The organism is Avrilella dinanensis (assembly GCF_002807015.1).
GTDB classification, from domain to species: domain Bacteria; phylum Bacteroidota; class Bacteroidia; order Flavobacteriales; family Flavobacteriaceae; genus Flavobacterium; species Flavobacterium dinanensis.
Genome location: NZ_NIPO01000001.1, coordinates 293,143 through 318,097, shown reverse-complemented (window position 1 = coordinate 318,097; position 24,955 = coordinate 293,143). Strand labels below are relative to the sequence as shown.

The 24,955-nt window shown below is 39.4% G+C and carries 20 protein-coding genes and 1 tRNA gene; 11 read left to right on the top strand and 10 right to left on the bottom strand.

Translation table 11 applies throughout. The annotated features are described in order from the left end of the window. Positions 1–80: 80 nt before the first annotated feature. The 6 genes from CDL10_RS01530 to aspS all read right to left on the bottom strand — a co-directional run bounded on the left by CDL10_RS01530 (position 81) and on the right by aspS (position 6,996). The gene (locus CDL10_RS01530) at positions 81–824 is read right to left on the bottom strand and encodes a succinate dehydrogenase/fumarate reductase iron-sulfur subunit (protein WP_100676895.1); all 744 of its coding nucleotides are present in this window, start codon (positions 822–824) and stop codon (positions 81–83) included. Positions 825–876: 52 nt separating this feature from the next. Continuing rightward, entirely contained in the window at positions 877–1,230 is a 354-nt protein-coding gene (locus CDL10_RS11445; protein WP_207760132.1) for a four helix bundle protein, read from the bottom strand. A gap of 35 nt (positions 1,231–1,265) precedes the next feature. Then, entirely contained in the window at positions 1,266–3,269 is a 2,004-nt protein-coding gene (locus CDL10_RS01525) for a fumarate reductase/succinate dehydrogenase flavoprotein subunit (protein WP_100676894.1), read from the bottom strand. A gap of 21 nt (positions 3,270–3,290) precedes the next feature. Beyond that, positions 3,291–4,118 carry a succinate dehydrogenase cytochrome b subunit gene (locus tag CDL10_RS01520; RefSeq protein ID WP_100676893.1) on the bottom strand — a complete coding sequence of 276 codons (828 nt, stop codon included), beginning with the start codon at positions 4,116–4,118 and terminating at the stop codon, positions 3,291–3,293. Positions 4,119–4,334: 216 nt separating this feature from the next. Beyond that, positions 4,335–5,195, bottom strand: a complete 861-nt coding sequence (locus tag CDL10_RS01515) for a ChaN family lipoprotein (protein WP_100676892.1) — start codon at positions 5,193–5,195, stop codon at positions 4,335–4,337. 49 nt (positions 5,196–5,244) lie between these two features. Next, on the bottom strand, positions 5,245–6,996 hold the full coding sequence (aspS, locus tag CDL10_RS01510; RefSeq protein ID WP_100676891.1) for an aspartate--tRNA ligase: 1,752 nt from the start codon (positions 6,994–6,996) through the stop codon (positions 5,245–5,247). A 171-nt stretch (positions 6,997–7,167) separates the two neighbouring features. Between aspS and CDL10_RS01505 the strand changes: the two genes are divergently transcribed. From CDL10_RS01505 to CDL10_RS01485, 5 genes are all read left to right on the top strand, one after another. Continuing rightward, positions 7,168–8,457: an aminopeptidase P family protein gene (locus CDL10_RS01505; protein ID WP_100676890.1), complete on the top strand. Its 1,290-nt coding sequence runs from the start codon at positions 7,168–7,170 to the stop codon at positions 8,455–8,457. Between the two features lie 185 nt (positions 8,458–8,642). Then, a complete protein-coding gene (locus CDL10_RS01500; RefSeq protein ID WP_100676889.1) occupies positions 8,643–9,155 on the top strand; it encodes an acyl-CoA thioesterase in 513 nt (170 codons plus the stop codon). Between the two features lie 283 nt (positions 9,156–9,438). Then, positions 9,439–10,536: a helix-turn-helix domain-containing protein gene (locus tag CDL10_RS01495; RefSeq protein WP_100676888.1), complete on the top strand. Its 1,098-nt coding sequence runs from the start codon at positions 9,439–9,441 to the stop codon at positions 10,534–10,536. 132 nt (positions 10,537–10,668) lie between these two features. Then, a complete protein-coding gene (locus CDL10_RS01490) occupies positions 10,669–11,454 on the top strand; it encodes an SDR family NAD(P)-dependent oxidoreductase (protein WP_100676887.1) in 786 nt (261 codons plus the stop codon). Continuing rightward, on the top strand, positions 11,451–12,434 hold the full coding sequence (locus CDL10_RS01485; protein ID WP_100678601.1) for an NAD-dependent epimerase/dehydratase family protein: 984 nt from the start codon (positions 11,451–11,453) through the stop codon (positions 12,432–12,434). Before CDL10_RS01490 ends, CDL10_RS01485 begins: the two co-directional genes overlap by 4 nt. A 132-nt stretch (positions 12,435–12,566) precedes the next feature. Here CDL10_RS01485 and CDL10_RS01480 read toward each other — a convergent pair whose 3' ends face one another. From CDL10_RS01480 to CDL10_RS01470, 3 genes are read right to left on the bottom strand one after another with little or no spacing between them, the layout of a single operon-like run. Continuing rightward, the gene (locus CDL10_RS01480) at positions 12,567–12,686 is read right to left on the bottom strand and encodes a FeoB-associated Cys-rich membrane protein (protein ID WP_100676886.1); all 120 of its coding nucleotides are present in this window, start codon (positions 12,684–12,686) and stop codon (positions 12,567–12,569) included. A gap of 30 nt (positions 12,687–12,716) precedes the next feature. Continuing rightward, complete coding sequence (feoB, locus tag CDL10_RS01475) at positions 12,717–14,822, bottom strand: ferrous iron transport protein B (protein WP_100676885.1); 2,106 nt, start codon at positions 14,820–14,822, stop codon at positions 12,717–12,719. 7 nt (positions 14,823–14,829) lie between these two features. Further along, on the bottom strand, positions 14,830–15,051 hold the full coding sequence (locus CDL10_RS01470) for a FeoA family protein (protein WP_243389272.1): 222 nt from the start codon (positions 15,049–15,051) through the stop codon (positions 14,830–14,832). 207 nt (positions 15,052–15,258) lie between these two features. Here CDL10_RS01470 and CDL10_RS01465 point away from each other — a divergent pair, with 207 nt between their 5' ends. The 6 genes from CDL10_RS01465 (at position 15,259) to CDL10_RS01440 (ending at position 22,594) form a co-directional block, all read left to right on the top strand. Further along, complete coding sequence (locus tag CDL10_RS01465) at positions 15,259–16,191, top strand: PfkB family carbohydrate kinase (RefSeq protein ID WP_100676883.1); 933 nt, start codon at positions 15,259–15,261, stop codon at positions 16,189–16,191. A gap of 60 nt (positions 16,192–16,251) precedes the next feature. Next, positions 16,252–18,153 carry an amidophosphoribosyltransferase gene (locus tag CDL10_RS01460; RefSeq protein WP_100676882.1) on the top strand — a complete coding sequence of 634 codons (1,902 nt, stop codon included), beginning with the start codon at positions 16,252–16,254 and terminating at the stop codon, positions 18,151–18,153. A 99-nt stretch (positions 18,154–18,252) separates the two neighbouring features. Beyond that, a complete protein-coding gene (locus tag CDL10_RS01455) occupies positions 18,253–20,304 on the top strand; it encodes a M13 family metallopeptidase (protein WP_100676881.1) in 2,052 nt (683 codons plus the stop codon). 138 nt (positions 20,305–20,442) lie between these two features. Further along, positions 20,443–20,802 carry a dihydroneopterin aldolase gene (gene folB / locus CDL10_RS01450; protein WP_100676880.1) on the top strand — a complete coding sequence of 120 codons (360 nt, stop codon included), beginning with the start codon at positions 20,443–20,445 and terminating at the stop codon, positions 20,800–20,802. 60 nt (positions 20,803–20,862) lie between these two features. After that, positions 20,863–20,936 (top strand) — tRNA-Cys (locus CDL10_RS01445). A 59-nt stretch (positions 20,937–20,995) separates the two neighbouring features. Beyond that, the gene (locus CDL10_RS01440) at positions 20,996–22,594 is read left to right on the top strand and encodes a S8 family peptidase (RefSeq protein WP_100676879.1); all 1,599 of its coding nucleotides are present in this window, start codon (positions 20,996–20,998) and stop codon (positions 22,592–22,594) included. Between the two features lie 63 nt (positions 22,595–22,657). Here the strand turns inward: CDL10_RS01440 and CDL10_RS11545 are convergent, their stop codons facing one another. Continuing rightward, a complete protein-coding gene (locus CDL10_RS11545; protein WP_100676878.1) occupies positions 22,658–24,931 on the bottom strand; it encodes a helix-turn-helix domain-containing protein in 2,274 nt (757 codons plus the stop codon). Positions 24,932–24,955 lie beyond the last annotated feature (24 nt).

Sequence of the window (24,955 nt, the reverse complement as noted above, 5' to 3'; positions counted from 1 at the left end):
AGATATAAACTTTTCCAGAAACAAAAAAAACCTCAGTCGGGTAACTGAGGTTTTGGCTTATTATATGAAAAAATCGTTTGTTATTTTACAGATGCTTTCAAATATTCTCTGTTCATACGGGCAATGTTTTCCAAGGAAATTCCTTTCGGGCATTCTACTTCACACGCTCCGGTGTTGGTACAGTTTCCGAAACCTTCCGCGTCCATAGCTTCAACCATGTTTCTCACGCGGTCTGCCGCCTCAATACGTCCTTGCGGCAACAAGGCAAACTGAGATACTTTTGCTGAAACAAACAACATCGCAGAAGCGTTTTTACATGATGCCACACAAGCTCCACACCCGATACAAGTCGCTGCATCAAACGCTTTGTCGGCATCGTGCTTGTTAACCGGAATGTTATTTGCATCCTGTGTGTTTCCGGAAGTGTTTACTGATACATACCCTCCGGCATGCTGGATTCTGTCCAGAGAAGTTCTGTCCACCACCAAATCTTTGATTACCGGAAAAGCCTTAGCACGGAACGGTTCGATATAAATTGTATCTCCATCTTTGAATTTACGCATGTGTAACTGACAAGTCGTTACGCCTCTGTCAGGTCCATGAGCTTCTCCGTTGATAAACAATGAACACATTCCGCAGATTCCCTCACGACAATCGTGGTCGAATGCAACCGGGTCGTCTCCTTTCTCAATCAACTCGTTGTTGAGCTTATCAAGCATTTCAAGAAAAGACATATCCGACGAAACTTCGTTGATTTGATAATCAACCATTTTTCCGTTATCTTTTGCGTTTTTCTGACGCCAAATTTTTAATTTAAGATTCATTTTTTTCAAGTTTATTAGCCAAAAGCCAGAAGCCAATAGAGATTACTCTGAATTATTTACTTAACGACTTTATGAAGGCATTTAACATTTTACTTTCTTCAGTTATTAATTCAATTATCTCATTAAATTTTGTTTCATCTATGAAATTCAATTCTCTTGCGATAATTATTTGCGTTTCCAGTTCAAATAATGAACCTCTTGAAATTCTTAAAAACTGAATATAGCTTTGTGTTGAATTTCGACCCCACCCTTCTGCTATATTAGAAGGAATAGATACTGCGGCTCTTTTTATCTGACTCTGTAATCCGAAGACTTCACTTTTAGGAAAATCTTCCACATTTTGGTAAACTAACTTAACTAAAGTCAATCCGTTTTGCCAAATCAGTAAATCTTTATATGTTTTCACTTTTATACTATTTACTATTGGCTCTTCACTAATGACTATTTATAACTACGCGTTACCATTTTAATGTTTTCATACACCAAATCTTCTTTGTGCAGTACCGATTCTCTCGGGTTATCTCTGTATTCCCAGGCAGCTACATAAGCGAAGTTTTCATCATCTCTTTTCGCTTCTCCTTCTTCGGTTTGGTGTTCTTCTCTGAAGTGCCCTCCACATGATTCTTCTCTGTGTAAAGCATCTTTGGCAAACAATTCTCCCAATTCAAGGAAATCAGCCACACGAAGTGCTTTTTCCAACTCTTGGTTGAAAGAATCTGCTGTTCCGGAAACTTTTACGTTTTTGTAAAAATCTTCTCTCAATGTAGCAATTTCGTTCATGGCTTCTGTCAAGCCTTGAGCGTTTCGTGCCATACCTACTTTGTCCCACATGATTTTTCCTAATTTCTTATGGAAATAATCTACAGAGTGAGAGCCTTTGTTATTTATAAAGTGGTCAATGGCATCTTTCACGCGTTTTTCTGCTTCATCAAATTCAGGTGTGTCTGTAGGAATTTTACCTGTTCGGATATCCTGCGACAAATAATCCCCGATAGTGTATGGCAACACGAAATAGCCGTCTGCCAACCCTTGCATCAGAGCCGAAGCTCCCAAACGGTTTGCACCATGGTCTGAGAAATTAGCCTCTCCTAAACAATAACATCCTTCGATGGTGGTCATCAGATTGTAATCTACCCAAAGTCCACCCATAGTATAATGTACCGCCGGATAGATCATCATTGGCGTGGTGTATGGATCCTGGTCAACAATCTTCTCATACATCTGGAACAAGTTACCGTATTTATTTTCAACGACTTCTTTTCCTAATTTATAAACTAATTTTGCATCGTTTTCATCTAAATGATGAATTCTTGCCTGTTCTTTTCCGTATCTATCAATCGCACTTGAGAAGTCCAGATAAACTGCCTCTCCTGTTGCATTTACTCCATATCCGGCATCACATCTTTCTTTGGCAGCTCTCGACGCCACATCACGCGGCACAAGGTTACCAAACGACGGATATCTTCTTTCGAGATAATAATCTCTGTCTTCTTCGGGAATTTGTGTTGGTTTTAATTTTCCTGCACGGATTGCCTGAGCGTCTTCTATTTTCTTCGGAACCCAGATACGCCCGTCATTACGCAAAGACTCTGACATCAAAGTCAGTTTTGATTGGTCTTCTCCGGAAACCGGAATACAAGTCGGGTGAATCTGCGTATAACAAGGATTTGCGAAATACGCTCCTCTTTTATGTGTTTTCCATGCTGCGGTAACGTTTGACCCCATTGCGTTGGTTGAAAGGAAAAATACATTTCCGTATCCTCCGGTAGCAATCACTACTGCGTGGGCCGAATGTCTTTCAATTTCGCCTGTAATCAGATTTCGGGCGATAATTCCACGTGCTTTGCCGTTTACTACGACCAAATCAAGCATTTCGTGGCGGTTATACATTTTGATTTTACCACGGTTAATCTGGCGGTTCATCGCTGAGTAAGCCCCCAGCAATAACTGCTGTCCGGTTTGTCCTTTGGCGTAGAATGTTCTTGAAACCTGTACTCCTCCAAACGAACGGTTGTCCAACAATCCGCCGTATTCTCTCGCAAACGGAACCCCCTGAGCCACACATTGGTCAATGATGTTCACGGAAACTTCTGCCAAACGATGTACGTTGGCCTCTCTGGAACGGTAATCGCCCCCTTTTACAGTATCATAAAATAACCGATATACGGAGTCACCGTCACCTTGATAATTTTTTGCTGCATTGATTCCGCCCTGAGCTGCAATCGAGTGTGCTCTACGAGGTGAATCCTGATAGCAGAAAGCCTTTACATTATATCCTTGTTCCGCCAAAGTGGCTGCTGCGGAACCTCCTGCCAAACCGGTACCTACTACAATAACGTCTATCAAACGTTTGTTTGCCGGGTTAACCAGTTTAATGTGGCTTTTATATTCTGTCCATTTTGTTGCTAATGAACCTGTTGGTATTTTGCTGTCTAAAGTTGTCATATCAAGCAATGATTTTGACTGTTATTTAAAAAAGTGAATGTACACAGGGATTATCGCAAATAATAAAGGTACTACGATAGCAAAACCTTGCCCGAAACCTTTGATAAATCCATTGTATTTTACATTATTAATCCCTATGGATTGGAAAGCACTGTTGAATCCGTGCAAAAGGTGGAATGCCAATACGAACATCGCCAACACATACCCAATTGTAGCGATTAAGCCAAATTTAGGGTCTTTGAAAAACTCCACTGTGATTTTGTATAAATCTTTGTAACCTTCTGCATATTTTACATCTGAATCCGGAATATAAAAATCTTTTCCGTTTTTAAGTTCAAATGCCCCAGTCAATAACTGGTCGTGGCTGATAAGCATTCCGTTGGTAGTGTTATACACCGTTGTTTCTCCCATCATTGGGTTAACAACTGTTTGCTGCTGCAAAGGCATCTCCGAGAAGTGCATTTTTGCCCAAAAATTGGTCATGTGCGTTACGATGAAAACCAAAATTAATGTTCCCAAAACCGCCATGTTTCTTGACTGCCATTTGCTGTTGGCTCCGGCATTGTTTTTCACATAACCTTTCGGTCGTGCTTTTTTGTTTTGGATTGTCAGGATAATTCCATCAATTGCATGAAACAAGATGGAAATGTACGTTAAATACGATAATACTTTTACCGCAGGATTAGTAGTCATGAAATGTGCGTACTGGTTGAACTGTAAATCGGTTCCGTAAATCAGTTGCAAATTTCCGATTAAGTGACCTACTAAAAACAAGCATAAAAATAATCCGGTAAGTGCCATCCAGTATTTTTTACCAAGTGACGACTTTAAAAGTGCAGATTTTGCCATAAATGTTATATTATAATTTCTCTTAAAAAAATTAAGACAAATTTACTGCTAAATCGAATAACAAGCAATCCATACCCTTTATTTATATTCAGTTTAAACAAACTCAGCCTGTGTTTGCTCCAAAAACAGCAATAAAACACTGAATTACAAAAATATACCAAACAAAAACGATATCATTTTCATGATATCGTTAAATAATATTTTTTGAATACTTTATTAATAACTCTTTGGAGCATCTGTCGGGAAAACAATAATGTAATCCGCTTTTTGCTTATGTTCGTCTTCCAGGCGAGAAATATCTTCCTGCTCAACGACGGTTATTGTTTTTATGTCCAATCCCGGTTTATATTGATTGAGATACCAATAAATCCCTTCATAATTATCGCTATGGTACGCCCCGTTGAAGTGGATAAATTGTTGTCCGGACCGCAGATTCTGCACAATAAAATAGCCCATTGTTGCATCTTTGATGGCTTGAGCTTTCGGGAAATTCTCATTGGCATGGTCGCTATCTTTAAACATTTCCATCATTTGGGCATACGCCGGCAACGTGGCATCATACGGAAAAGGTAGCGGTGCAATCCACACTTTCTCCTCTTCCGGCAAAGCGAATAAGGCTTCTTCTCCTTCTTTATACAATTTGCTGGCGTATCTTCGGGGAACATTTGTCGCAATAAAATCTACCTGGTTTTCTTTGGCAAACTCCACCAAAGGTTTGTAATCTGTCACATAATTATTCCAGAAACGCACCACGCTGTCAAAGGTTTTTCCGTCCAGGCTTCCGCTTACGTAATCGCTCAATGCCTGTGCATTATCTCGCTCAAACATTTCGGCACCCAACACAATTTGTCGCTGTTGGTGCATTTTTTTGGTCAGTTGTAACTGCAGCCAATGAGCAACGGCATTGTTGTGGTGTTCGCCAAATAATATCACATCAGCATCGCTGACTTTTTTTGTCATTTTGTCGAAATGTACTTTTTTTCCTTTGGCATTATAAATGCGATAAAGTTCTGTTTTCTGAGCTGTTACCAACTGTACGGAAAACAAGATAAGCAAGGTTGCTATTATTTTTTTCATATTGAATTATAAATAAAAAAGGAAGAAGTTAAAACTCCTTCCTGGTTAATTATTCTGTTTTTACACAAATAGACAATTCGTCTAACTGCTCTTTGCTAATCGCTGCCGGAGCTTCAATCATCACATCACGTCCGGAATTATTTTTCGGGAAAGCGATGAAATCCCTGATGGTTTCCTGCCCGCCCAAAATAGCCACCAAACGGTCTAATCCGAATGCGATTCCACCATGTGGCGGTGCTCCATAACGGAAAGCATTCATCAAAAATCCAAACTGGTTTTCGGCCTCTTCTTCCGTAAATCCTAAAAGACTAAACATTCGCTGTTGCATCGTTTTGTCAAAAATACGGATTGACCCTCCTCCGATTTCGTTTCCATTTAATACCAGGTCGTAGGCATTGGCACGAACTGCACCCGGGTCAGATTCCAATTTATCCATATCTTCCGGCTTTGGTGAAGTAAACGGGTGGTGCATCGCGTGGAAACGCTCAGATTCTTCGTCCCATTCCAACAACGGGAAATCAACTACCCAAAGCGGTGCAAATTCATCTGATTTTCTCAATCCTAAGTGATTGCCCAATTCCATTCGCAAAGCACTCAACTGTTCACGGGTTTTGTTGGCTTTTCCAGATAGTACCAAAATCAAATCGCCTGCGTTGGCTCCGGTAACTTCTGCCCACTTCGCCAAATCTTCTTGGTCGTAAAATTTATCTACCGATGATTTGAACGTGCCGTCGGATTCGCATTTGCAATATACCATTCCCAACGCTCCAACTTGCGGGCGTTTTACCCAATCAATCAGCTCATCAATTTGTTTTCTGGAATAAGACGCTGCATTTGGAACAGCCATTCCGACTACCAGTTCAGCTTCGTTAAATACTTTAAAATCTTTATGCTGAGTCACTTCATTCAGTTCGCCAAACTCCATTCCGAAACGAATATCCGGTTTGTCGTTACCATATTTCCGCATGGCCTCGTCATAAGTCATTCTCGGAAAATCTGTTACATCAACATTTCTTATCTTTTTTAATAAATGTTTGGTTAGTCCTTCAAATGTTTGCAAAATATCTTCTTGCTCTACAAAAGACATTTCACAGTCGATTTGGGTAAACTCCGGCTGGCGGTCGGCTCTCAAATCTTCGTCTCTGAAACATTTCACAATCTGAAAATATCTGTCCATTCCGCCCACCATCAGCAACTGTTTAAAAGTTTGTGGCGATTGCGGCAGAGCATAAAACTCGCCTGAATTCATGCGGGAAGGCACCACAAAATCTCTTGCTCCTTCCGGAGTAGATTTAATCAAGTAAGGCGTTTCGACTTCGCAGAAATCCTGAGCAGACAAATAGTTTCGCACTTCCTGAGCCACTTTGTGTCTGAACAATAATTTTTCTTTAACCGGATTTCTTCGGATATCCAGATAACGGTATTTCATTCGGATATCTTCGCCACCATCGGTTTCGTCTTCGATAGTGAACGGCGGCAGTTCAGAGGCATTTAATATCGTTAATTTCTGTACCAAAACTTCCACATCGCCGGTCGGTAGATTCGGGTTTTTCGACTCTCGTTCGATGACCTGTCCGGTAACCTGAACCACAAACTCACGCCCCAGAGATTTGGCTTGTTCCATAACCGTTTTATCGGTTCTGGATTCGTCAAAAATAAGCTGAGTTATGCCATATCTGTCGCGTAAATCAACCCAAATCATAAATCCTTTGTCACGGGTTTTCTGTACCCAGCCCGACAAAGTAATTTCCTGACCAATATTATCGTGACGAAGTTCGCCACAAGTGTGTGTTCTGTACATCTTTTTTCAAAATTTCAGCAAAGTTAAAAAGAAACTGTTTAATGTCTGTCCAAATCAGGAATATTTGATACCAAAAGACAAAGATTTCTTTTCCTCACTTTAAAAAAACCATAAAGGATTCTGCTATACAATGAATAAGTCGTAACTTTGGGTGTATAAAACCATTTTTCTATGAAATATCACACAATAAACCCTGATTTATTTATCAAAAACAGAAAAAAATTCGCAGCACAAATGGCTCCGCAAAGTTTGGCTGTTTTAAACTCCAACGATATTTATCCGGTCTCGGCAGACTCCACTTTACCATTTGCCCAGCATCGGGATATTTTTTACCTGTCGGGTGTTGACCAAGAAGAATCTATCCTGGTTATTTTTCCGGACGCTTTTGAAGCGAAACACCGCGAAGTGCTTTTTCTTCGGGAAACCAATGAGCATATCGCTATTTGGGAAGGCGAAAAACTGACCAAAGAGAAAGCTCGAGAAAACACCGGAATACAGACGATTTATTGGTTGTCCGACTTTCCGTCCATATTCAGGAAACTGATGGTGGAAGCCGAAAATGTTTATATCAACACCAATGAGCATTATCGTGCCGGCGTGGAAACAGAAACCCGGGAAGACCGATTCATCAAAAAAATGAAACAGGATTATCCGGGACACAATTATTTGCGGTCAAATCCTATTTTGCAACGTTTGCGTTCGGTAAAAGAGCAGGAAGAAATTGACCTGATTCAGCACGCTTGTAATATCACAGAAAAAGGATTCAGAAGAATTCTCGACTTCGTGAAACCGGGTGTTTGGGAATATGAAATTGAGGCGGAATTTGCCCATGAATTTCTGAGAAACCGCTCCAAAGGTTTTGCCTACACGCCGATTATCGCCTCTGGAAACAATGCGAATGTATTACATTATATTGAAAATAACCAGCAATGCAAAGATGGTGATTTGATTTTGTTTGACGTGGCTGCCGAATATGCGAATTATTCTTCTGACATGAGCCGTACAATTCCTGTTAACGGAAGATTCACTGCTCGCCAGCGTGAGGTGTACGAAGCGGTGCTGAGATGCAAAAAAGAGGCTGAAAAACTATTGGCTCCCGGCACAAACTGGTATGATTATCATAAGGAATTAGGCAAAATCTATACATCTGAACTATTAGGTTTGGGATTGCTGGACAAAGCCGATGTGCAAAACGAAGACCCGGACTGGCCGGCTTACAAAAAATATATGATGCACGGAACGTCCCACCATATGGGCTTAGACACACACGATTACGGTATTCTTACCGATGATTTTGTTCCGGGAATGGTATTTACTATCGAACCGGGATTCTATATTCCCGCAGAAGGTTTTGGTATTCGCCTGGAAGACAATTATGTTGTCACAAACAGCGGAACGCCATTAAATCTTATGAAAAACATTCCGTTGGAAGCTGATGAAATTGAAGATTTGATGAATTGATGGTTTTCCTTAGAGCCTGTTAAATTTGTATTGTAAAAATGTTTATAGGTTATTTTTTGTTTAGAACAAGGCAAATTTTAAACAGGCTCTTAGTGTAAGAAAAAAATCATCTCAAAAATATTTGTTACAAGACCGGCTTAAACAGTTCTAAAATCGAGGGGGTTTTTTATCTTTGCAAAAAAACAATGACAATAAAAACTCCTTCTGAGTCCATTACCATCATGACAGATATGGTATTGCCCGGAGAAACCAATCCGTTGAATAATCTGTTTGGCGGAGAACTTCTGGCAAGAATGGACAGAGCAGCCAGCATCACTGCCCGTAGGCACTCCCGAAGAATATGCGTTACCGCATCGGTCAATAATGTGGCGTTCAACAATGCCATTCCGTTGGGCAGTGTAGTCACTATCGAAGCCAAAGTTTCAAGAGCTTTCAGGAGCTCAATGGAGATATTTCTTGACGTTTGGATAGAGGATCGTGAATCCGGCAGTCGTCTTAAAGCCAATGAAGCGATTTACACCTTTGTTGCGGTGGACGAAATGGGAAAACCAGTCGAAATACCACAAATACAACCTGAAACCGATTTGGAAAAAGAACGCTTCGAAGCTGCTCTGAGACGCAAGCAACTCAGCTTGGTTTTGTCCGGAAAAATGAAAGCCAACGAAGCCACAGAGTTAAAGGCTCTTTTCGCAGAATAAGCTATACATTTCCACATATAAAGTAACCCCAGGCATATTCTGGGGTTATTTTGTAACTAATTTTCCTATAGATGCTACCTTGGTTTATTAGCATAACCGGCATATTTAAAAACGAGATGAACAATCACAGTAACAGTCATTGAACGTCCCCGTCAGTTTGGTTTCAATAAAAATATTGACAATATAAAAATTGATTATCCAGAGTAAATTACAAAAAATGTTTTAACATACGATTAATCACTTAGTCTTTTTTTAAGTAATTTAGTCCAATAATTTTTTGTCTATGGACTTTAATTCAATGGTCATATCATTTATCGTCGGAGGTTTGTTATTGTTATCTTTCCTGCATTTAACTCATGCTACTAACGTTAACAAGAAAGCAAATATTTACTTTGGCATCTTCCTCTTTTTATGGTCCACCTTTTGGTTAGACGAAATGATAATTCCTGAAGAATATGAGAAAAACAGTCCAATAATCATCACGTTAAGGATGTTGCAGTATTTAGTACCGCTCACTTTTTATATGAGCGTAAAGTTTTATACCAATCCGCGTTATAAATACTCGAAAAAAGACATTTGGTTTCTAATTGCACCATCTATATTCTTTATTTTACTATTATGCAAACCAAAGCTAAATAAAAGCATATTTAGCCTTTTATATGTTTGCTTTTTTATGAGTCATTCTTTGTTTTATACCGTATTAGCATATATAAAGGTCAAAAAACATCAAAAAAACATTGAGCTTTTTGCCTCAGATACAGAGTCAATCGACTTACGATGGATAAAGTATATTATCTATTCTTTTATTGCTTCAGCATTGTTAATACTAGGATATAACCTCTTTTTCACTGCCGATAAATTAAATATTTACATCAATATATATTTTCTTGTTGTTGTTTATTTAGTTGCCCACTATTCGATAAAACAAAAAGAGATTTACCCCAAAGGGTTGAATATAAATGAAACCGTTATTAATAAAGTTTCTCAGGAAGAAAGAAATGATGAAGAAAAAATAAAACGGGTTGATGATAGAGAACTTGAAACAATCCAAGCGGCTATTTTGACTTTGATGAAGGAAGAACAACCCTATTTAGATAATGAGTTGAATCTTCTAAAATTAGCAGAAAAGTTAAACATCACGAGTCATCAGCTTTCCTATGTTTTAAATACAGGATTTGGAGAAAACTTCTTTTATTTCATTAATAAATACAGAGTGAAAAAGGCTGAAGAATTACTTATAGATTCAAAATACGATCATTTGACTATGATTGCAATAGGTTATGAATCTGGGTTCAATTCAAAAACGGCATTTAATACCACATTTAAAAAAATGACTACATATACCCCGAGTGAATACAAAAAAAATCGTTCAAAATTATAAACAAGAACTTTTAAAGCACTGATAATATTACATTTACAACAATTTCCAAAAAGTTGTTCTGATGGATAAGTAAGAGCATTAATAACCTCCTTGCGTTCTAATTTTGCTGCAATCAACTTATTCTTATTATCAATGAGTAATTTATTTGCAGTAATCACAGGAGCAAGTCAAGGTTTGGGCAAATCATTTGCCAAAGAGTTTGCAAGACAAAGAAAAAATTTGATTTTAATCAGTTTACCTGATGAAAATTTATCCGGATTATGCCTCAATCTTGAAAAAGAATTTGGTATAAAAGCAATATATTATGAAACTGACCTGAGTATTAATAGCAACGTATTAAAGCTTGCTAAGTGGCTCAATGACCATTTTGAAATCAACTTTTTGATAAACAATGCCGGCGTGGGCGGTACCAAAAAGTTTGATGAGGTTTCATCAAATTATATCGAAAAAATCATACAAATAAATGTTATGGCCACATCGATGCTTACCCACCAGTTACTGCCCAATCTCAAACGACAACACCAATCTTATATTTTGAACGTTTCCAGCCTTGCTGCTTTTTCGCCAATTGGCTATAAAACGGTGTATCCGGCGTCTAAGGCTTTTGTACATTCCTTCTCTCGCGGACTTTATCAGGAGCTTAAAAACACAAATGTTTTTGTTAGCGTAGTTAATCCTGGTCCTATGAAAACCAATGATGAAGTAAAAAAAAGAATCAAGGAACAAGGTTTTTTTGCAGAAAAAACCTCTCTGAACCCGGACAAAGTTGCACGATATTGCATCCGTCAAATACAAAAACGAGATACCGTAATTATGGTAAATCACATGAGCTGGCTGTTTTTAAAAATTATGCCTATATGGATAAAACTACCCATGCTTACAAACAAAATAAAAAAGGAGTTAGAAATAAAACTATGAAAAAAATATTCATTACGGGAATTACCGGATTACTCGGCACTAATTTGGCCAATGAATTGTTGGAACAAGGACATCAGATAAAAGCCATCGTTCGAAATCCGGAGGGTTATGTCGGAAAGAGAAATCAAAACCTGGAGTTGATCCAAATGGATCTCTGGGGCAATTATGATGATTATCTGAACGATGCAGAAATCGTCGTGCATATTGCCGCAGAGACCGCAACGAACTTACTTCAATATTCAGATTATGATAAAATCAATTATCAGGCGACTAAAAGGTTGTTTGAAAAGTCGTTGGTAAATCATGTATCTCAATTTATTTTTATCAGTACGGCAAACACGATAGGTCATGGCTGTGCAAAACACTTAGGAACAGAGTCCCAAAGCATAAAAAAGCCTTTTAACCAACTTTACTATGCCCAAAGCAAGTTGAAAGCCGAGAAGTATTTACTCACTCAGGAGAGTGATACAAAGGTCAAGATTCTGAATCCGACCTTTATGATAGGAGCATTTGACAGCAAGCCCAGTTCAGGAAAAATCATATTGATGGGAATGAATAAAAAGTTTATTTTTTACCCTCCCGGAGGTAAAAATTTCGTTGCTGTAAAAGATGTAGTGAATGCGATTACCAAGAGTTTCGAAAACGGAACAGAAAAAGAAAAATACTTAATTGCCGGAGAAAATTTATCCTATAAAGATTTTTTCAGCAAGCTAACCCATATTACCCAACAAAAATCATTTTTGATACCCATACCTAAATTATTGCTGTTGGCGTTGGGTATAATAGGAAATGGCTTGCGAAAACTCAATATCCGGACGAGTTTAAGTTTTCCTAATATGCAAACACTTTGTCTAAAAAATTATTACAGCAATAAAAAGTCTATTTCTGATTTAAATATGAGGTATAGCTCTTTAGATACCGCAATTAAAGATAGTGTAACTTATTTTGACAAAATTAACCAACCGCCTAACAAGTTTTAATGAGCTAAATTCCGATTATAGCGTTATGCAATGTGCACAGAGAAAATCTGGCAGGAGATTAAGATTTTAGCTTAGAGAAAATTTAGTTTTTTTCTCAAAGAAATAACTAGAAAAATGCAGCCGGACGGTTTCTTACCCACAGCCACAATTTCCATTATCACAACCTCCTTTGCCTTTCTTCTTAAAGACAAACTTCCGCAATAGAAAAGCAACTGCGATAATTAATAAAACATATACAATTATGTCTTGCATTTCGTTATTTGTTAATGAGTTAGCTAATCATCATTTCAAAATCTGATAGGCTACCAACGATACAATATAAGCAAAACCTGTCATAAAAACAAGTTGAAAAACAGTCCATTTCCACGAATTGGTTTCTTTTTTCGTTATAGCCACGGTAGAGAGACATTGCATTGCAAATGCATAAAACAACAATAATGAAATTCCCATGGCAAAGCTGTAAACCGGTGTGCCATCTGCCCGTTTCTCCTTGGCGAGTGTATCAACGATTCTTCCGCCGTCTTCTTCCACATCAAGGTCTGCACCCAGATTATACAACACCGCCAGGTTTCCTACGAATACTTCTCGGGCAGCAAACGAAGTCAATACCGCGATACTCACTTTCCAATCATACCCTAATGGACGAAATACCGGCTCTACTGTACGTCCGATGATTCCGATATAGGAATGTTCCAGCTCATACTCTGCGATTGCATTCTCTAATTGCTCTGCCGAAGTTTCTTGCTGAACATGACGCTCTGTAACAATTTCTTCTGCATTTCCAAACGTATCCGAAGGTCCGTGTGATCCCAAAAACCAAAGCACTACCGATAATGCCAAAATAATTTTACCGGCACCAACGATATATGAAAGCACTTTTTCGTACATATTCAACAGCACGTTTTTCAGAATCGGTAGTTTATAGGTAGGCATTTCAATGATAAAATACGACTTGCGGTCGGCTTTGATAACTTTGCTCAAAACCCAGCCGGCTCCCAACGCTCCTATAAATCCCAACAGATACATTCCGGTCATTACCAATGCCTGCAACGGAATAAATCCTAACAGATAAGTTTGCGGGATAATTAGCGAAATAATGATGATATACACCGGAATCCGTGCCGAACAGGTCGTAAAAGGTGTAACCAACATCGTGATTAGTCGTTCTTTGGGGTTTTCGATATTACGTGCTGCCATAATTGCGGGAATAGCACAAGCGGTTCCCGACACCAACGGAACTACAGATTTACCATTTAGTCCAAACGGTCTCATCAATCTATCCATTAAGAACACGACCCTACTCATATAACCGGTTTCCTCCAGAATTGAAATCAGGAAAAACAAAATAGCTATTTGCGGAACAAACATCATCACGCCTCCCAAGCCTACAATGATTCCGTCTGCTATAAGTCCGGTTAATTTACCCTCAGGCAATACGCTACTTACCCATGCGGATAAATCAGAGAACAAACCGTCCACAAAATCCATCGGATAAGCCGCCAGCTCAAAAACCGAACCATAAATCAGCAACATTACTATCATAAAAATCACATAGCCCCAGAATTTATGCGTCAGAATGCGATCAAAACGCATGCGGAAATCTTTGGCTTTCGTCGTATCTATTACATAAGTTTCTTTCAGAATTTCATTGATAAACTGGTAGCGTTTAATCGTTTCTTTGTGTTGTAATCTTTTGATTTCACTATCATTTTTTTGTAACTCAGTATTACTGGAAACCAACGGATTAATTCCTTCAAACGCAAACACCTTAGTTTGTGTAAGCCATACTTTATAAGGATTCTGGTTAGGATAAAGCATTTCCAACGTTTGGAAATAACCTGCATCTATTGATTTTAAATCAAAAATCTTTTCGGTTACATTCTGGTCACAATCCAAAACAGCTTGTTTCAATATATCAATGCCTTCATTCTTTCGTGCCGAAATCATGACAATTTTGGTTTGCAATTTTTGTTCCAGCAACCCTACATTAACGGAAATTCCCTTTTTGTCCATTTGATCGGCCATGTTCAAAGCCAAAATCGTCGGAAAACCTAAATCTTTAATTTGTGTAAAAAGCAACAAGTTCCTTTTCAGGTTTTCAACCTCAACCACCACAACCACCACATCCGGATAATCTTTATTATTCGGGTCATACAAAGCTTTCAGAGCTATTTCCTCATCTTTCGAGCTTGGGTTTATAGAATAAGTTCCGGGCAAATCTACCACTGTGGCTTTAATATCTTTGGTCAGGTGCGTAGTGCCGGCTTTGCGTTCTATTGTTACTCCGGGGTAGTTACCTACGTGCTGATTTAGCCCCGTTAAAGCGTTGAATATGGAGGTTTTTCCAACGTTTGGATTTCCGACTAAAGCGATTTTTAAAGACTTCATAAGTGGTTTAAATAAGTTCTACTTCTATTTGTTCCGCCAAATCTCTTCTGATGCTCATAAAAGAATCGTTTACTTTAATATAAATCGGGTCGGCCAACGGAGCAACTTGCAACACCTCGACGATGTTTCCCGCCATGCACCCTATTTCGATGAGTTTTAATGGGACGTTTTCAGTATTTATTGCTTTAATCACTGAAGGCTGGCTCTTTGGCAATTGGTCAAGAGTCATAACTATTTTATTTAGATTGAATACAGATTGCGAAGATACGAATTATTCTTCTATATTTATTCTTACACACCCCTCCACCTTTATAAACACTAAAACAACAAAAAATCATCTGAAAACTTTATACTTTTAGCACACGTACTTTACAACTTTCTTGTTGTAAAAGTTCCCGATTCGTATTATCTTTGCATCTTCATTACATACCACTATATGAGCAAATTATTGATTGTTGGAACGGTAGCTTTTGACGAGATTGAAACCCCGTTTGGCAAAACCGATAAAATTCTGGGCGGAGCGGCGACGTATATCGGTTTGTCTGCATCTCATTTCAACAATGTAGATTCAGCGATTGTTTCGGTAATAGGAGGCGATTTTCCTCAGGAATATCTGGATTTATTGACCGACAGAAACATTGATATTTCCGGAATTGAAAAGGTTGAAAACGGAAAAACGTTTTTCTGGAGCGGACGTTATCACAACGACCTGAACTCACGCGACACATTGGATACGCAATTGAACGTTTTGGCAGATTTTAATCCGGTTGTTCCCCAACATTTCAAAAATGCAGAAGTGGTAATGTTAGGAAACCTGCATCCGAATATCCAAATCAGTGTTTTGGACCAGATGACCAAAAAACCAAAATTAGTTGTTTTAGACACAATGAATTTCTGGATGGATTGTGCCTTGGACGAATTAAAAGAAGTAATGAAACGCATTGATGTAATTACCATCAATGATGAAGAAGCACGCCAGCTTTCCGGAGAATATTCTTTAGTAAAATCGGCGGAAATCATTCATAAAATGGGACCGAAATACATAGTGATTAAAAAAGGTGAACACGGAGCATTGCTGTTTCACAATAATCAGGTGTTTTTTGCACCTGCATTGCCGCTGAAAGAAGTTTTTGACCCGACAGGAGCCGGAGATACCTTTGCCGGAGGTTTTGCCGGATATATGGCACAACAACAAACTGTTTCGTTCCACAATATGAAAAATGCGGTTATCTACGGTTCAAACCTGGCATCGTTTTGTGTAGAAAAATTTGGAACACAGCGTATGGAGCAATTATCAAAAGACGAAGTAGATACACGACTTCAGCAATTCAAAATGCTGACACAGTTTGACATAGAATTAGCAGAATAAAAATGCAAAGCCTCATCACGGGGCTTTTTTTGATTTATAAACAACACAACTATCATTACAATGAGCGACGCTTTAAAACACGAATGCGGTATTGCACTTTTAAGATTAAAGAAACCTTTGTCTTTCTACAAAGAAAAATATGGGACAAGCTTTTATGCAATCCAGAAAATGTATCTTTTGCTGGAAAAACAGCACAACCGCGGGCAGGACGGAGCCGGTTTGGCAAGCATCAAGCTGGATATGGAACCGGGCGAGCGATATATCAGCCGTGTGCGTTCCAACAAACCTTCGCCGATTCAGGATATTTTTTCGCAAATCAATTCACGGATTAATGCCGAACTGGAAGAACGTCCGGAACTGGCAAACGATATTGATGCACAGAAAAAAGAATTGCCTTATTTGGGCGAAGTTTACTTGGGGCACGTGCGTTACGGAACATTCGGAAAAAATAATATCGAAAGCGTACACCCGTTTTTGCGTCAGAACAATTGGATGCACCGCAATTTGATTGTTGCCGGAAACTTTAACCTGACCAACGTTAAAGAACTTTTTACTGACTTGGTACGTTTAGGACAACACCCGAAAGAAATGGCTGACACGGTTACCGTAATGGAAAAAATCGGACATTTTCTGGACGATGAAGTAGAAAATCTCTATTTTGAACTGCGTGATAAAGAAGGATTGACCAAAAAAGAAGCATCGCCGGTTATTGGCGAACGTTTGGATATCGGAAGAATCTTGCGTCGTGCGTCCAAAAATTGGGACGGAGGTTTTGCAATGGCAGGAATGCTTGGGCACGGCGATGCGTTTGTGTTGCGTGACCCGGCAGGAATTCGTCCGGCGTTTTATTATGAAGATGATGAAATTACAGTAATAGCGTCCGAACGTCCGGTTATCCAGACAGCATTCAATGTTCCTTTGGAAGAAATCAAGGAATTAGATCCCGGAAAGGCGATTATCATCAAAAAAGACGGACAAACTTCTTTTGAACAGATTTTGGAACCATTGGAACGCAAAGCTTGTTCGTTTGAACGCATTTATTTTTCACGCGGAAACGACGCGTCGATTTATCAGGAACGCAAGCAGTTGGGAAGAACAATGATGCCGATGATTCTTAAAGAAATCAACGAAGATGTGGAAAATGCAGTATTTTCATACATTCCAAATACCGCCGAAGTATCTTATTTCGGAATGGTTGAAGGAGCTCAGGAATTTCTGAATAAGAGAAAAATCCAAAGAATATTGGCAGAAGAAGGTAATCTGAGTACAGAAAAACTAAACGAAATACTTTCTAAAACCATTCGCACAGAAAAAATCACAATAAAAGATGCAAAACTGCGTACGTTTATAACTGACGACAGCAACCGGGACGATATGGTGGCACACGTTTATGATGTAACATACGGAGTCGTAAAACCCACTGACACCTTGATTGTGATTGACGACAGTATTGTTCGCGGAACGACTTTGAAACAGTCTATCGTGAAAATGCTCGACCGTTTGAACCCTAAGAAAATCATTGTGGTTTCTTCCGCTCCGCAAATCCGTTATCCGGACTGTTACGGAATTGATATGGCAAAAATGGAAACATTAATTGCCTTCAATGCCACACTGGAATTGCTGAAAGAACGCAATATGTACCACATCATTGATGAAATTTATGGCAAATGCAAAGCCGAAGAAAACCTGCCGGACGCTGAGGTAACAAATTATGTAAAAGAAATGTATGCTCCGTTTAGTGCCGAAGAAATTTCGGATAAAATCTCGGAAATGCTGCACCCTGATTCAGTAAAAGCCGATTTGAAAATTATGTTCCAAACAATAGAAAACCTGCATATTTCCTGTCCTGAAAATCTGGGCGACTGGTATTTTACAGGCGATTACCCGACACCGGGCGGAAACCGTGTTGTGAACCGTGCGTTTATGAATTTTTATGAAGGAAAAGACGACAGAGCTTATTAAGAGCCTGTTTAAAAATTGTTTTCAAGGCAATGCTTTCCGCATTGCCTTTTTTATGCCTATTTTTTTCTATATTTGTCAATCAAACAAAAAATTAAAATAATGAATAAAAAAACATTATTGGTTTCTGTTTTTGCGGTAGTCACTTTGGCTGGCTGTAAAAACACCAAGGAAGCTGAGGAAGCACACGGCATCAATTTGGAATATATGGACAAATCCGTTACACCCGGCGATGATTTTTTCCGATATGTAAACGGAGCCTGGTACGACAAAACCGAAATTCCTGATGACCGTACCCGTTGGGGAAGTTTTGACGAATTAAGACAAAACACGGATAAGGACGCTTTGGAAATTTTAAAAGAAGCTGCCGAAAATCAAGATTTAGACCCGAAATCTGACCAAGCAAAAGCTGTTGCTGTTTTTGAGACTTATCTTGATGAAACGAAGCGAAACGAATTGGGCGTAGAGCCGTTAAAACCCTATCTGGAAAAAATAAATGCCGTTCAGTCGCCGGAAGATGTTAATAATTTGATTAACGAGCTGGCCAATGAAGGCGGTTTAGGAATTTATTCCGTTTATGTATATGCCGATGCCAAAAGCTCAAACGAAAATGCGGTTTATATCGGCACAGGCAGCTTAGGGTTGCCCGACAGAGATTACTATGTGCTAGACGATGAGGATATGAAAGAAAAACGTGAGCAGTATGTGGCTCATGTTGCCCGTATGTTGGAAATGTCCGGAGAATCGAAAGAAAATGCTGCTGAAGATGCCAAACGTGTTTTAGCTATCGAAACCAAAATGGCAGAACCTCGATTGACAAGAGTTGAACGCAGAGATAGTCGCCTGACTTATAATCCGATGACTGTGGAAGAGCTTCAAAAGCTGACACCAAACGTAAACTGGCAGGCTTATCTGGATGCAACAGGATTGAAAAATGTAGATAAAGTAATCGTTTCTCAGCCTAAATACATGAAGGAACTGACAACTATCTTGTCTGCTCAGCATATTGATGATATCAAAGCCTATCTGAAATGGACTTTGGTAAACAGCAGTGCAAGCTACCTGTCAACAGAAATGGAGAAAGCCAATTGGGAGTTTTATTCCAAAACCCTTCAAGGAGCCAAAGAGCAACGCCCGGTAGAGGAAAGAGCCTTAGCCGTAGTGAACAGCACAGTTGGTGAAGCATTAGGACAATTATATGTAGCTAAAAAATTCCCGCCGGAAGCCAAAGAAAAAGCACAGGCAATGATTAAAAATGTACTGACTGCTTTTGGAGAGCGAATCAAAGCACTACCTTGGATGGACGAAGAAACCAAAAAAGGAGCATTGGAAAAATTAGCAACAACAACGGTTAAAATCGGTTATCCTGACAAATGGGAAGATTATTCGGCAATGACCATCAAATCGCCTGCCGAAGGAGGAAATCATTTTGAAAATATGAAAAATGCCGAGAAATGGAGTGTAGCTAAAAACATAGCTGATTACGGCAAACCGGTTGATAAAACCCGTTGGGGAATGTCTCCTCAAACAGTAAATGCTTATTTTAACCCGTTGTATAACGAAATCGTATTTCCGGCAGCTATTCTGCAACCGCCATTCTATGATTACAAAGCAGATGAGGCTATTAACTACGGCGGAATCGGAGCGGTAATCGGTCATGAAATTTCACATAGTTTTGATGATTCCGGAGCTCGTTATGACAAAGACGGAAACCTGAATAACTGGTGGACAGACGGTGATTTGGAACGTTTTACAGAGCTTGGAAACAAACTGGCAGACCAATACAGTGCTTTAGAACCACTTCCGGGCGTGTTTGTTGATGGTAAATTTACCTTAGGAGAAAATATCGGAGATTTAGGCGGAGTTAATGCGGCTTATGACGGACTGAAAATTTTCCTGAAAGAAAATGGAGACCCTGGTTTGATTGACGGCTATACACCTGAACAACGTTTCTTTATTTCATGGGGAACAATCTGGAGAACAAAAGCCAGAGACGAGGCCATTAAAAATCAGGTAAAAACCGACCCGCATGCACCAGGGCATTACAGAGCATATGTGCCGTTGCAAAATGTAGATGCGTGGTATGACGCGTTTGATATTAAAGAGGGAGATAAATTGTATATCAAACCGGAAGAAAGAGTTAAAATCTGGTAATTAATTTTTAAATCTGTCGGGGAAGTATTATCCATTGCATCGTCATTCCGAACTTGTTTCAGAATCTCGTAGAAGTTGAGGCAAGCTCAGTTTAACAATAGATATACTTCCCCGGCAGTTTGTTTTATCAACAAAAATATGGGAATTATCAAACTGCAAAACATTCGTGTTTTTACCAATCACGGTTGCCTGGAAGAAGAAGCTAAAATCGGGTCCGATTATCGGGTAGATTTAGAAATAGAAGCTGATTTAAGCACCTCTACCCATACCGACGATTTGCCTGACACAGTCGATTATGTACATCTGAACGCTATCGTAAAAGAAGAAATGGCAATTCGTTCAAAATTACTCGAGCATGTAGCTCAACGCATCATCAACCGGGTTTTCTCGGAAATAAAAATGGTTAATGTAATCCGGATAGAAGTATCCAAAATTAATCCGCCTATCGGAGGCGATGTGGAAATGGTTACTATTGCTTTGGAAGAGCATAGAACATAATTCGGCAAAAATATTTTTGAAATATAAATAAAAATAGTAGCTTTGCTGTCCGATTGAACCGGCATCTTGGCCGAGTGGCTAGGCAGAGGTCTGCAAAACCTCGTACAGCGGTTCGAATCCGCTAGATGCCTCCAAAAACCTTCTGAAAATTCAGAAGGTTTTTTTGTTATATTTACATTCTAAATTTTTTACAATGAAATACCTATACTCATTTTTAGTAGTATTTTTTATACAAATATCTTTTGCTCAGGACATTACTTTCAGGATTGCCTTTGAACCGAATTCAAAAGTTCGCCACCAAGTCGATGATTTACTGACCAATTACAATGCACAAACAACCTATTCTTTTGCCTTTACGGAAGAGCGATTGCAGGAAATGGAAAAGCAAGCCATTAAAATTAGTGGTAATGCGGAATCAATTCACAACATTCGAAACACTTTTGATATACAAATACACAACCTAACCTACGAGGAAGAAATCGAATTACTCCGGCAATTACAAAACTTTCCGAGCGTGAGATATTGTGAAAAAGTAAACCAAAAAATTATTCCGCCACCGTATGATATTGCTCCGGAGACACCTGATTACACCGACAGTCAGATTTATATTTACGAAAACCCGGGAGTGAACATGGAATATGCGTGGAATCTTGGATATACCGGGCAGAATATCAAAGTAAAAAATGTAGAACTCGGTTTTAATTCATCTCACGAAGAATTTAATGATTCACCACACATTCGGTTTGCTGAGGATTATACCCCGGTAAGTTATGAGGATTACTGGGAGCACGGAACCGGAACATTCGGCGTGATTGCCGGACACAACGGAGAATATGGCGTGACCGGATTGGCTCATGATATTGAAGAAGCAGTTTTGTTTTCGGAATACACGTATGAGTATGGCTACAACCGTGTGCAAGCTATTTCGCTGGCAATTCAAAACAGTGCTCCAGGCGAAATTATTATATACGAACTGCAAACCGGCGGTGCAGGCTGGACGGAAGACGACCCGAAATATGTCACAGCCGAATATGAATACAGCGTTTGGGATTTGACGAAAGCGGCCACCGATACCGGAATTGTCATCGTTGCCGCAGCCGGAAACGGAAACCAGAACCTGGACGCTCCTCAATATGATAATTATATGCAACGCGGACACAGCGGAGCGATTATTGTCGGGGCAGGAAGCCCGGATTTGCAACATTCGAGAGCTTATTTCAGCACCTATGGTTCCAGAGTTGATTTGCAAGGTTGGGGCTGGAATGTGCTCAGCACAGGATATGGCGATTTCGCCAAAATCGGAAATGATATGAATCAGGCTTATACGATGTTTAGCGGAACCAGTTCGGCAACACCTATTGTTGCGTCTTGTGCTGCGGTTTTGCAATCATACTATTACGACCATACTGGCGAATATCTTACAGGAATGCAGATTGCCGATATTCTCAAAGACTCAGGCATACCTCAATCTCCGGGTGATGACGGCAACATTGGTCCTTTGCCTAATATGGAAGCCGCTATGGCGATAGCATTAAGCAACGAAAACACACCTATTCAAAAAAGATTCCGCATATATCCGAACCCTTTTGAAAATCAGATTTATATTGAAACTGTTTCTTCTTCTAAACCTGCAGAAATGAGATTATTTGACATCAGCGGAAAATTAATAGATCAACGACATTTTACCGAAAAAACAGAACTGAACACCGCTCATTTATCTGCCGGAATTTACTTTATGGAAATAATCAGCCAAAACAAAACCGAAACTTTTAAGTTGGTGAAAAGTAATTAGTTGATTAGGCAATAGCCAAAAGCCATTAGCAGTCACAATCGTCACTCCGTCACTTCGTCACAGTTATAAACCTTGATGATTAGCTCTTTGACTTTTCATAAACAACCGAAGTTCGTCCCATGAAATGTTGTCGTCATTTACCGCATTTTTGAGGGCTGATAAGTCAGAAATTTCGTTTTGGTCATAGGCGATTTGCATTTTGCTAATCAAATCGGACGGTAACAAATCATTGATATCAACCTTTCCGGCTTCGACGAGTTTGGACAAATGTCCGTAAATCGTACCTTCTGTGAGCTTGCGTTCACGGGCGATTTCGGCAATGCTGAGTTTTTGCGACCATAGTTCAAACGTGATGTCTATCGTTGGTTTTTTGTCCTTTTTAGGCTTTTTCTTCGGCTGGTCTTCTTCATAAATATCATCTTCAAAATGCAAATAATTTTTAGTGATAATCTGCTTAATTTCAACCAGATGATTCAGCCTGATTTGAGCTTTATCCGCAGAATATAACGTAGTTTTATCAATCGTTTGATTTTCGGATAAAGCCTTCAACCATTGGTTAATTTTGTCCAGACGCAACATAATATCCAACATTTCGCTGTCCAGCTCACTCAAATCTTCTGCCAAGGCTTTCATTCCTTTTTGCCTTTTGCTGAGTTCGAGGTTGTGCAATAATTCAAAATACAAAGCGTCCCAACGCGGGAAAAAATATTCGTATGCCTTAAAAACCCGTTGCTGAAAATAATCCATCGCCTGCGGATTTTCGGCAAATTTAATTTTTAACTGCTTAACGAATTTAGCTCCGTTTGAAACCAAATCAGCGATAGACTCATATTGTTTCTGAGCCCAAACCGCATACTGTTTTTTTTTGTCTGACCCGCCACTGAACTGCAAATCGTCCATAAATTTTTTCCAGTGTAGCTGAAAATCTTTCCATGTGAATGAATTAAGCAAATTCTCATAAAGATATTGAGCTGCGGAATGATTAAAATATTGTTCAAGCTGTTGTTCATCAGGTTTGTTTTTGGCATAATCAGCCACTTCCCGGTTCGGAATCAGCAAAGAATTGTCGATGTTATCGAGTAAAATAAGTCCGTTTAACGAACGAAGCCGCGACAAAGCTACATAGAGCTGTCCGGAAGCAAAAACCTGCTTTAAATCAATCGCTGCACGGTCGAATGTAAGCCCTTGAGATTTGTGCACCGTGATTGCCCAAGCCAGCCTGAGCGGATATTGCGTGAAAGTTCCTAATATTTTTTCTTCAATCTCTTTGGTATTTTTGTTGACCGAATAACGGATATTCTGCCATTCATATTTATCCACTTCGATAATTTCATTGTCTTCCGGAAACCTCACTTTGATTTCGGAGGGGTTAATTTCATGAACGACACCGATTTTTCCGTTGTAATATTTCTTTTCAAACGAAATATCATTTTTGATAAACATCACTTTTGCTCCTTTTTTCAACCTCAACTGGTGTTCCATCGGGTATAATCTTTCCGGAAAATCCTCTACGGTTTCTGCCTCAAACACATATTCTTTTTCCTCAATAGCGGCTAATGCTTCGTTGTTAATTTTGTCGGCTTTGTGGTTATGCGTGGTCAGCACAAGTGTATCTTTGTTTTTGCGGATATCAAATTTCGGATTGACGTATTTTTGTAATATACTCAAATGCTTATTGTTAATCCTGTTTTCCCGAATGGCGTTCAAAATATCCAGAAATTCATGGTCGGTTTGCCGGAAAACCTTGTCCAATTCGATATAAACAGGTGGATAGTCTTGCAAAACTTTGGCATTGAAGAAATAAATTCCCTGATAAAATTGTTGCAGAACATTCCATTCTTCTGATTTGACAACCGGCGGAAGCTGTAATAAATCACCAATAAAAATCAGCTGTACACCACCAAAAGGCAGATTATTTCTGCGAATAACCCGTAACATGAAATCCATAGCGTCCAACACATCGGCACGCAACATACTCACTTCGTCCACAATCAATAATTCGAGTGATTGAATCAGCCGTTTTTTTTCACTCCGGAAGTGGAAATGTCTTCTTAATGAGCGTCTGTTTTCGGTACGAACATGCTCGGAAACAAAATCATCATCGGGCACAAAGGTGCCAAAAGGCAGTAAAAACAACGAATGAATGGTCACACCTTTGGCGTTGAGTGCAGCAATACCCGTCGGTGCAACAACTGCCACGTTTTTGTGTGTGGAAGCCACGAGCTCTCTGAGCAAAGTAGTTTTGCCCGTACCGGCTTTTCCGGTCAGGAATATCGATTGATTGGTTTGATTAGCGTATCGGAGTACCCAATCGGCTTCGGTGGAAATCTGATTCATGCCGTGAATTTAGCAAAAATTTCA

What these genes read in the sequence shown, in the direction of transcription:
- CDL10_RS01530 (WP_100676895.1), bottom strand. Translation starts at nt 824, where the DNA reads ATGAATCTTAAATTAAAAATTTGGCGTCAGAAAAACGCAAAAGATAAC.
- CDL10_RS01525 (WP_100676894.1), bottom strand. Translation starts at nt 3,269, where the DNA reads ATGACAACTTTAGACAGCAAAATACCAACAGGTTCATTAGCAACAAAA.
- CDL10_RS01520 (WP_100676893.1), bottom strand. Translation starts at nt 4,118, where the DNA reads ATGGCAAAATCTGCACTTTTAAAGTCGTCACTTGGTAAAAAATACTGG.
- CDL10_RS01515 (WP_100676892.1), bottom strand. Translation starts at nt 5,195, where the DNA reads ATGAAAAAAATAATAGCAACCTTGCTTATCTTGTTTTCCGTACAGTTG.
- aspS (WP_100676891.1), bottom strand. Translation starts at nt 6,996, where the DNA reads ATGTACAGAACACACACTTGTGGCGAACTTCGTCACGATAATATTGGT.
- CDL10_RS01505 (WP_100676890.1), top strand. Translation starts at nt 7,168, where the DNA reads ATGAAATATCACACAATAAACCCTGATTTATTTATCAAAAACAGAAAA.
- CDL10_RS01500 (WP_100676889.1), top strand. Translation starts at nt 8,643, where the DNA reads ATGACAATAAAAACTCCTTCTGAGTCCATTACCATCATGACAGATATG.
- CDL10_RS01495 (WP_100676888.1), top strand. Translation starts at nt 9,439, where the DNA reads ATGGACTTTAATTCAATGGTCATATCATTTATCGTCGGAGGTTTGTTA.
- CDL10_RS01490 (WP_100676887.1), top strand. Translation starts at nt 10,669, where the DNA reads ATGAGTAATTTATTTGCAGTAATCACAGGAGCAAGTCAAGGTTTGGGC.
- CDL10_RS01485 (WP_100678601.1), top strand. Translation starts at nt 11,451, where the DNA reads ATGAAAAAAATATTCATTACGGGAATTACCGGATTACTCGGCACTAAT.
- CDL10_RS01480 (WP_100676886.1), bottom strand. Translation starts at nt 12,686, where the DNA reads ATGCAAGACATAATTGTATATGTTTTATTAATTATCGCAGTTGCTTTT.
- feoB (WP_100676885.1), bottom strand. Translation starts at nt 14,822, where the DNA reads ATGAAGTCTTTAAAAATCGCTTTAGTCGGAAATCCAAACGTTGGAAAA.
- CDL10_RS01470 (WP_243389272.1), bottom strand. Translation starts at nt 15,051, where the DNA reads ATGACTCTTGACCAATTGCCAAAGAGCCAGCCTTCAGTGATTAAAGCA.
- CDL10_RS01465 (WP_100676883.1), top strand. Translation starts at nt 15,259, where the DNA reads ATGAGCAAATTATTGATTGTTGGAACGGTAGCTTTTGACGAGATTGAA.
- CDL10_RS01460 (WP_100676882.1), top strand. Translation starts at nt 16,252, where the DNA reads ATGAGCGACGCTTTAAAACACGAATGCGGTATTGCACTTTTAAGATTA.
- CDL10_RS01455 (WP_100676881.1), top strand. Translation starts at nt 18,253, where the DNA reads ATGAATAAAAAAACATTATTGGTTTCTGTTTTTGCGGTAGTCACTTTG.
- folB (WP_100676880.1), top strand. Translation starts at nt 20,443, where the DNA reads ATGGGAATTATCAAACTGCAAAACATTCGTGTTTTTACCAATCACGGT.
- CDL10_RS01440 (WP_100676879.1), top strand. Translation starts at nt 20,996, where the DNA reads ATGAAATACCTATACTCATTTTTAGTAGTATTTTTTATACAAATATCT.
- CDL10_RS11545 (WP_100676878.1), bottom strand. Translation starts at nt 24,931, where the DNA reads ATGAATCAGATTTCCACCGAAGCCGATTGGGTACTCCGATACGCTAAT.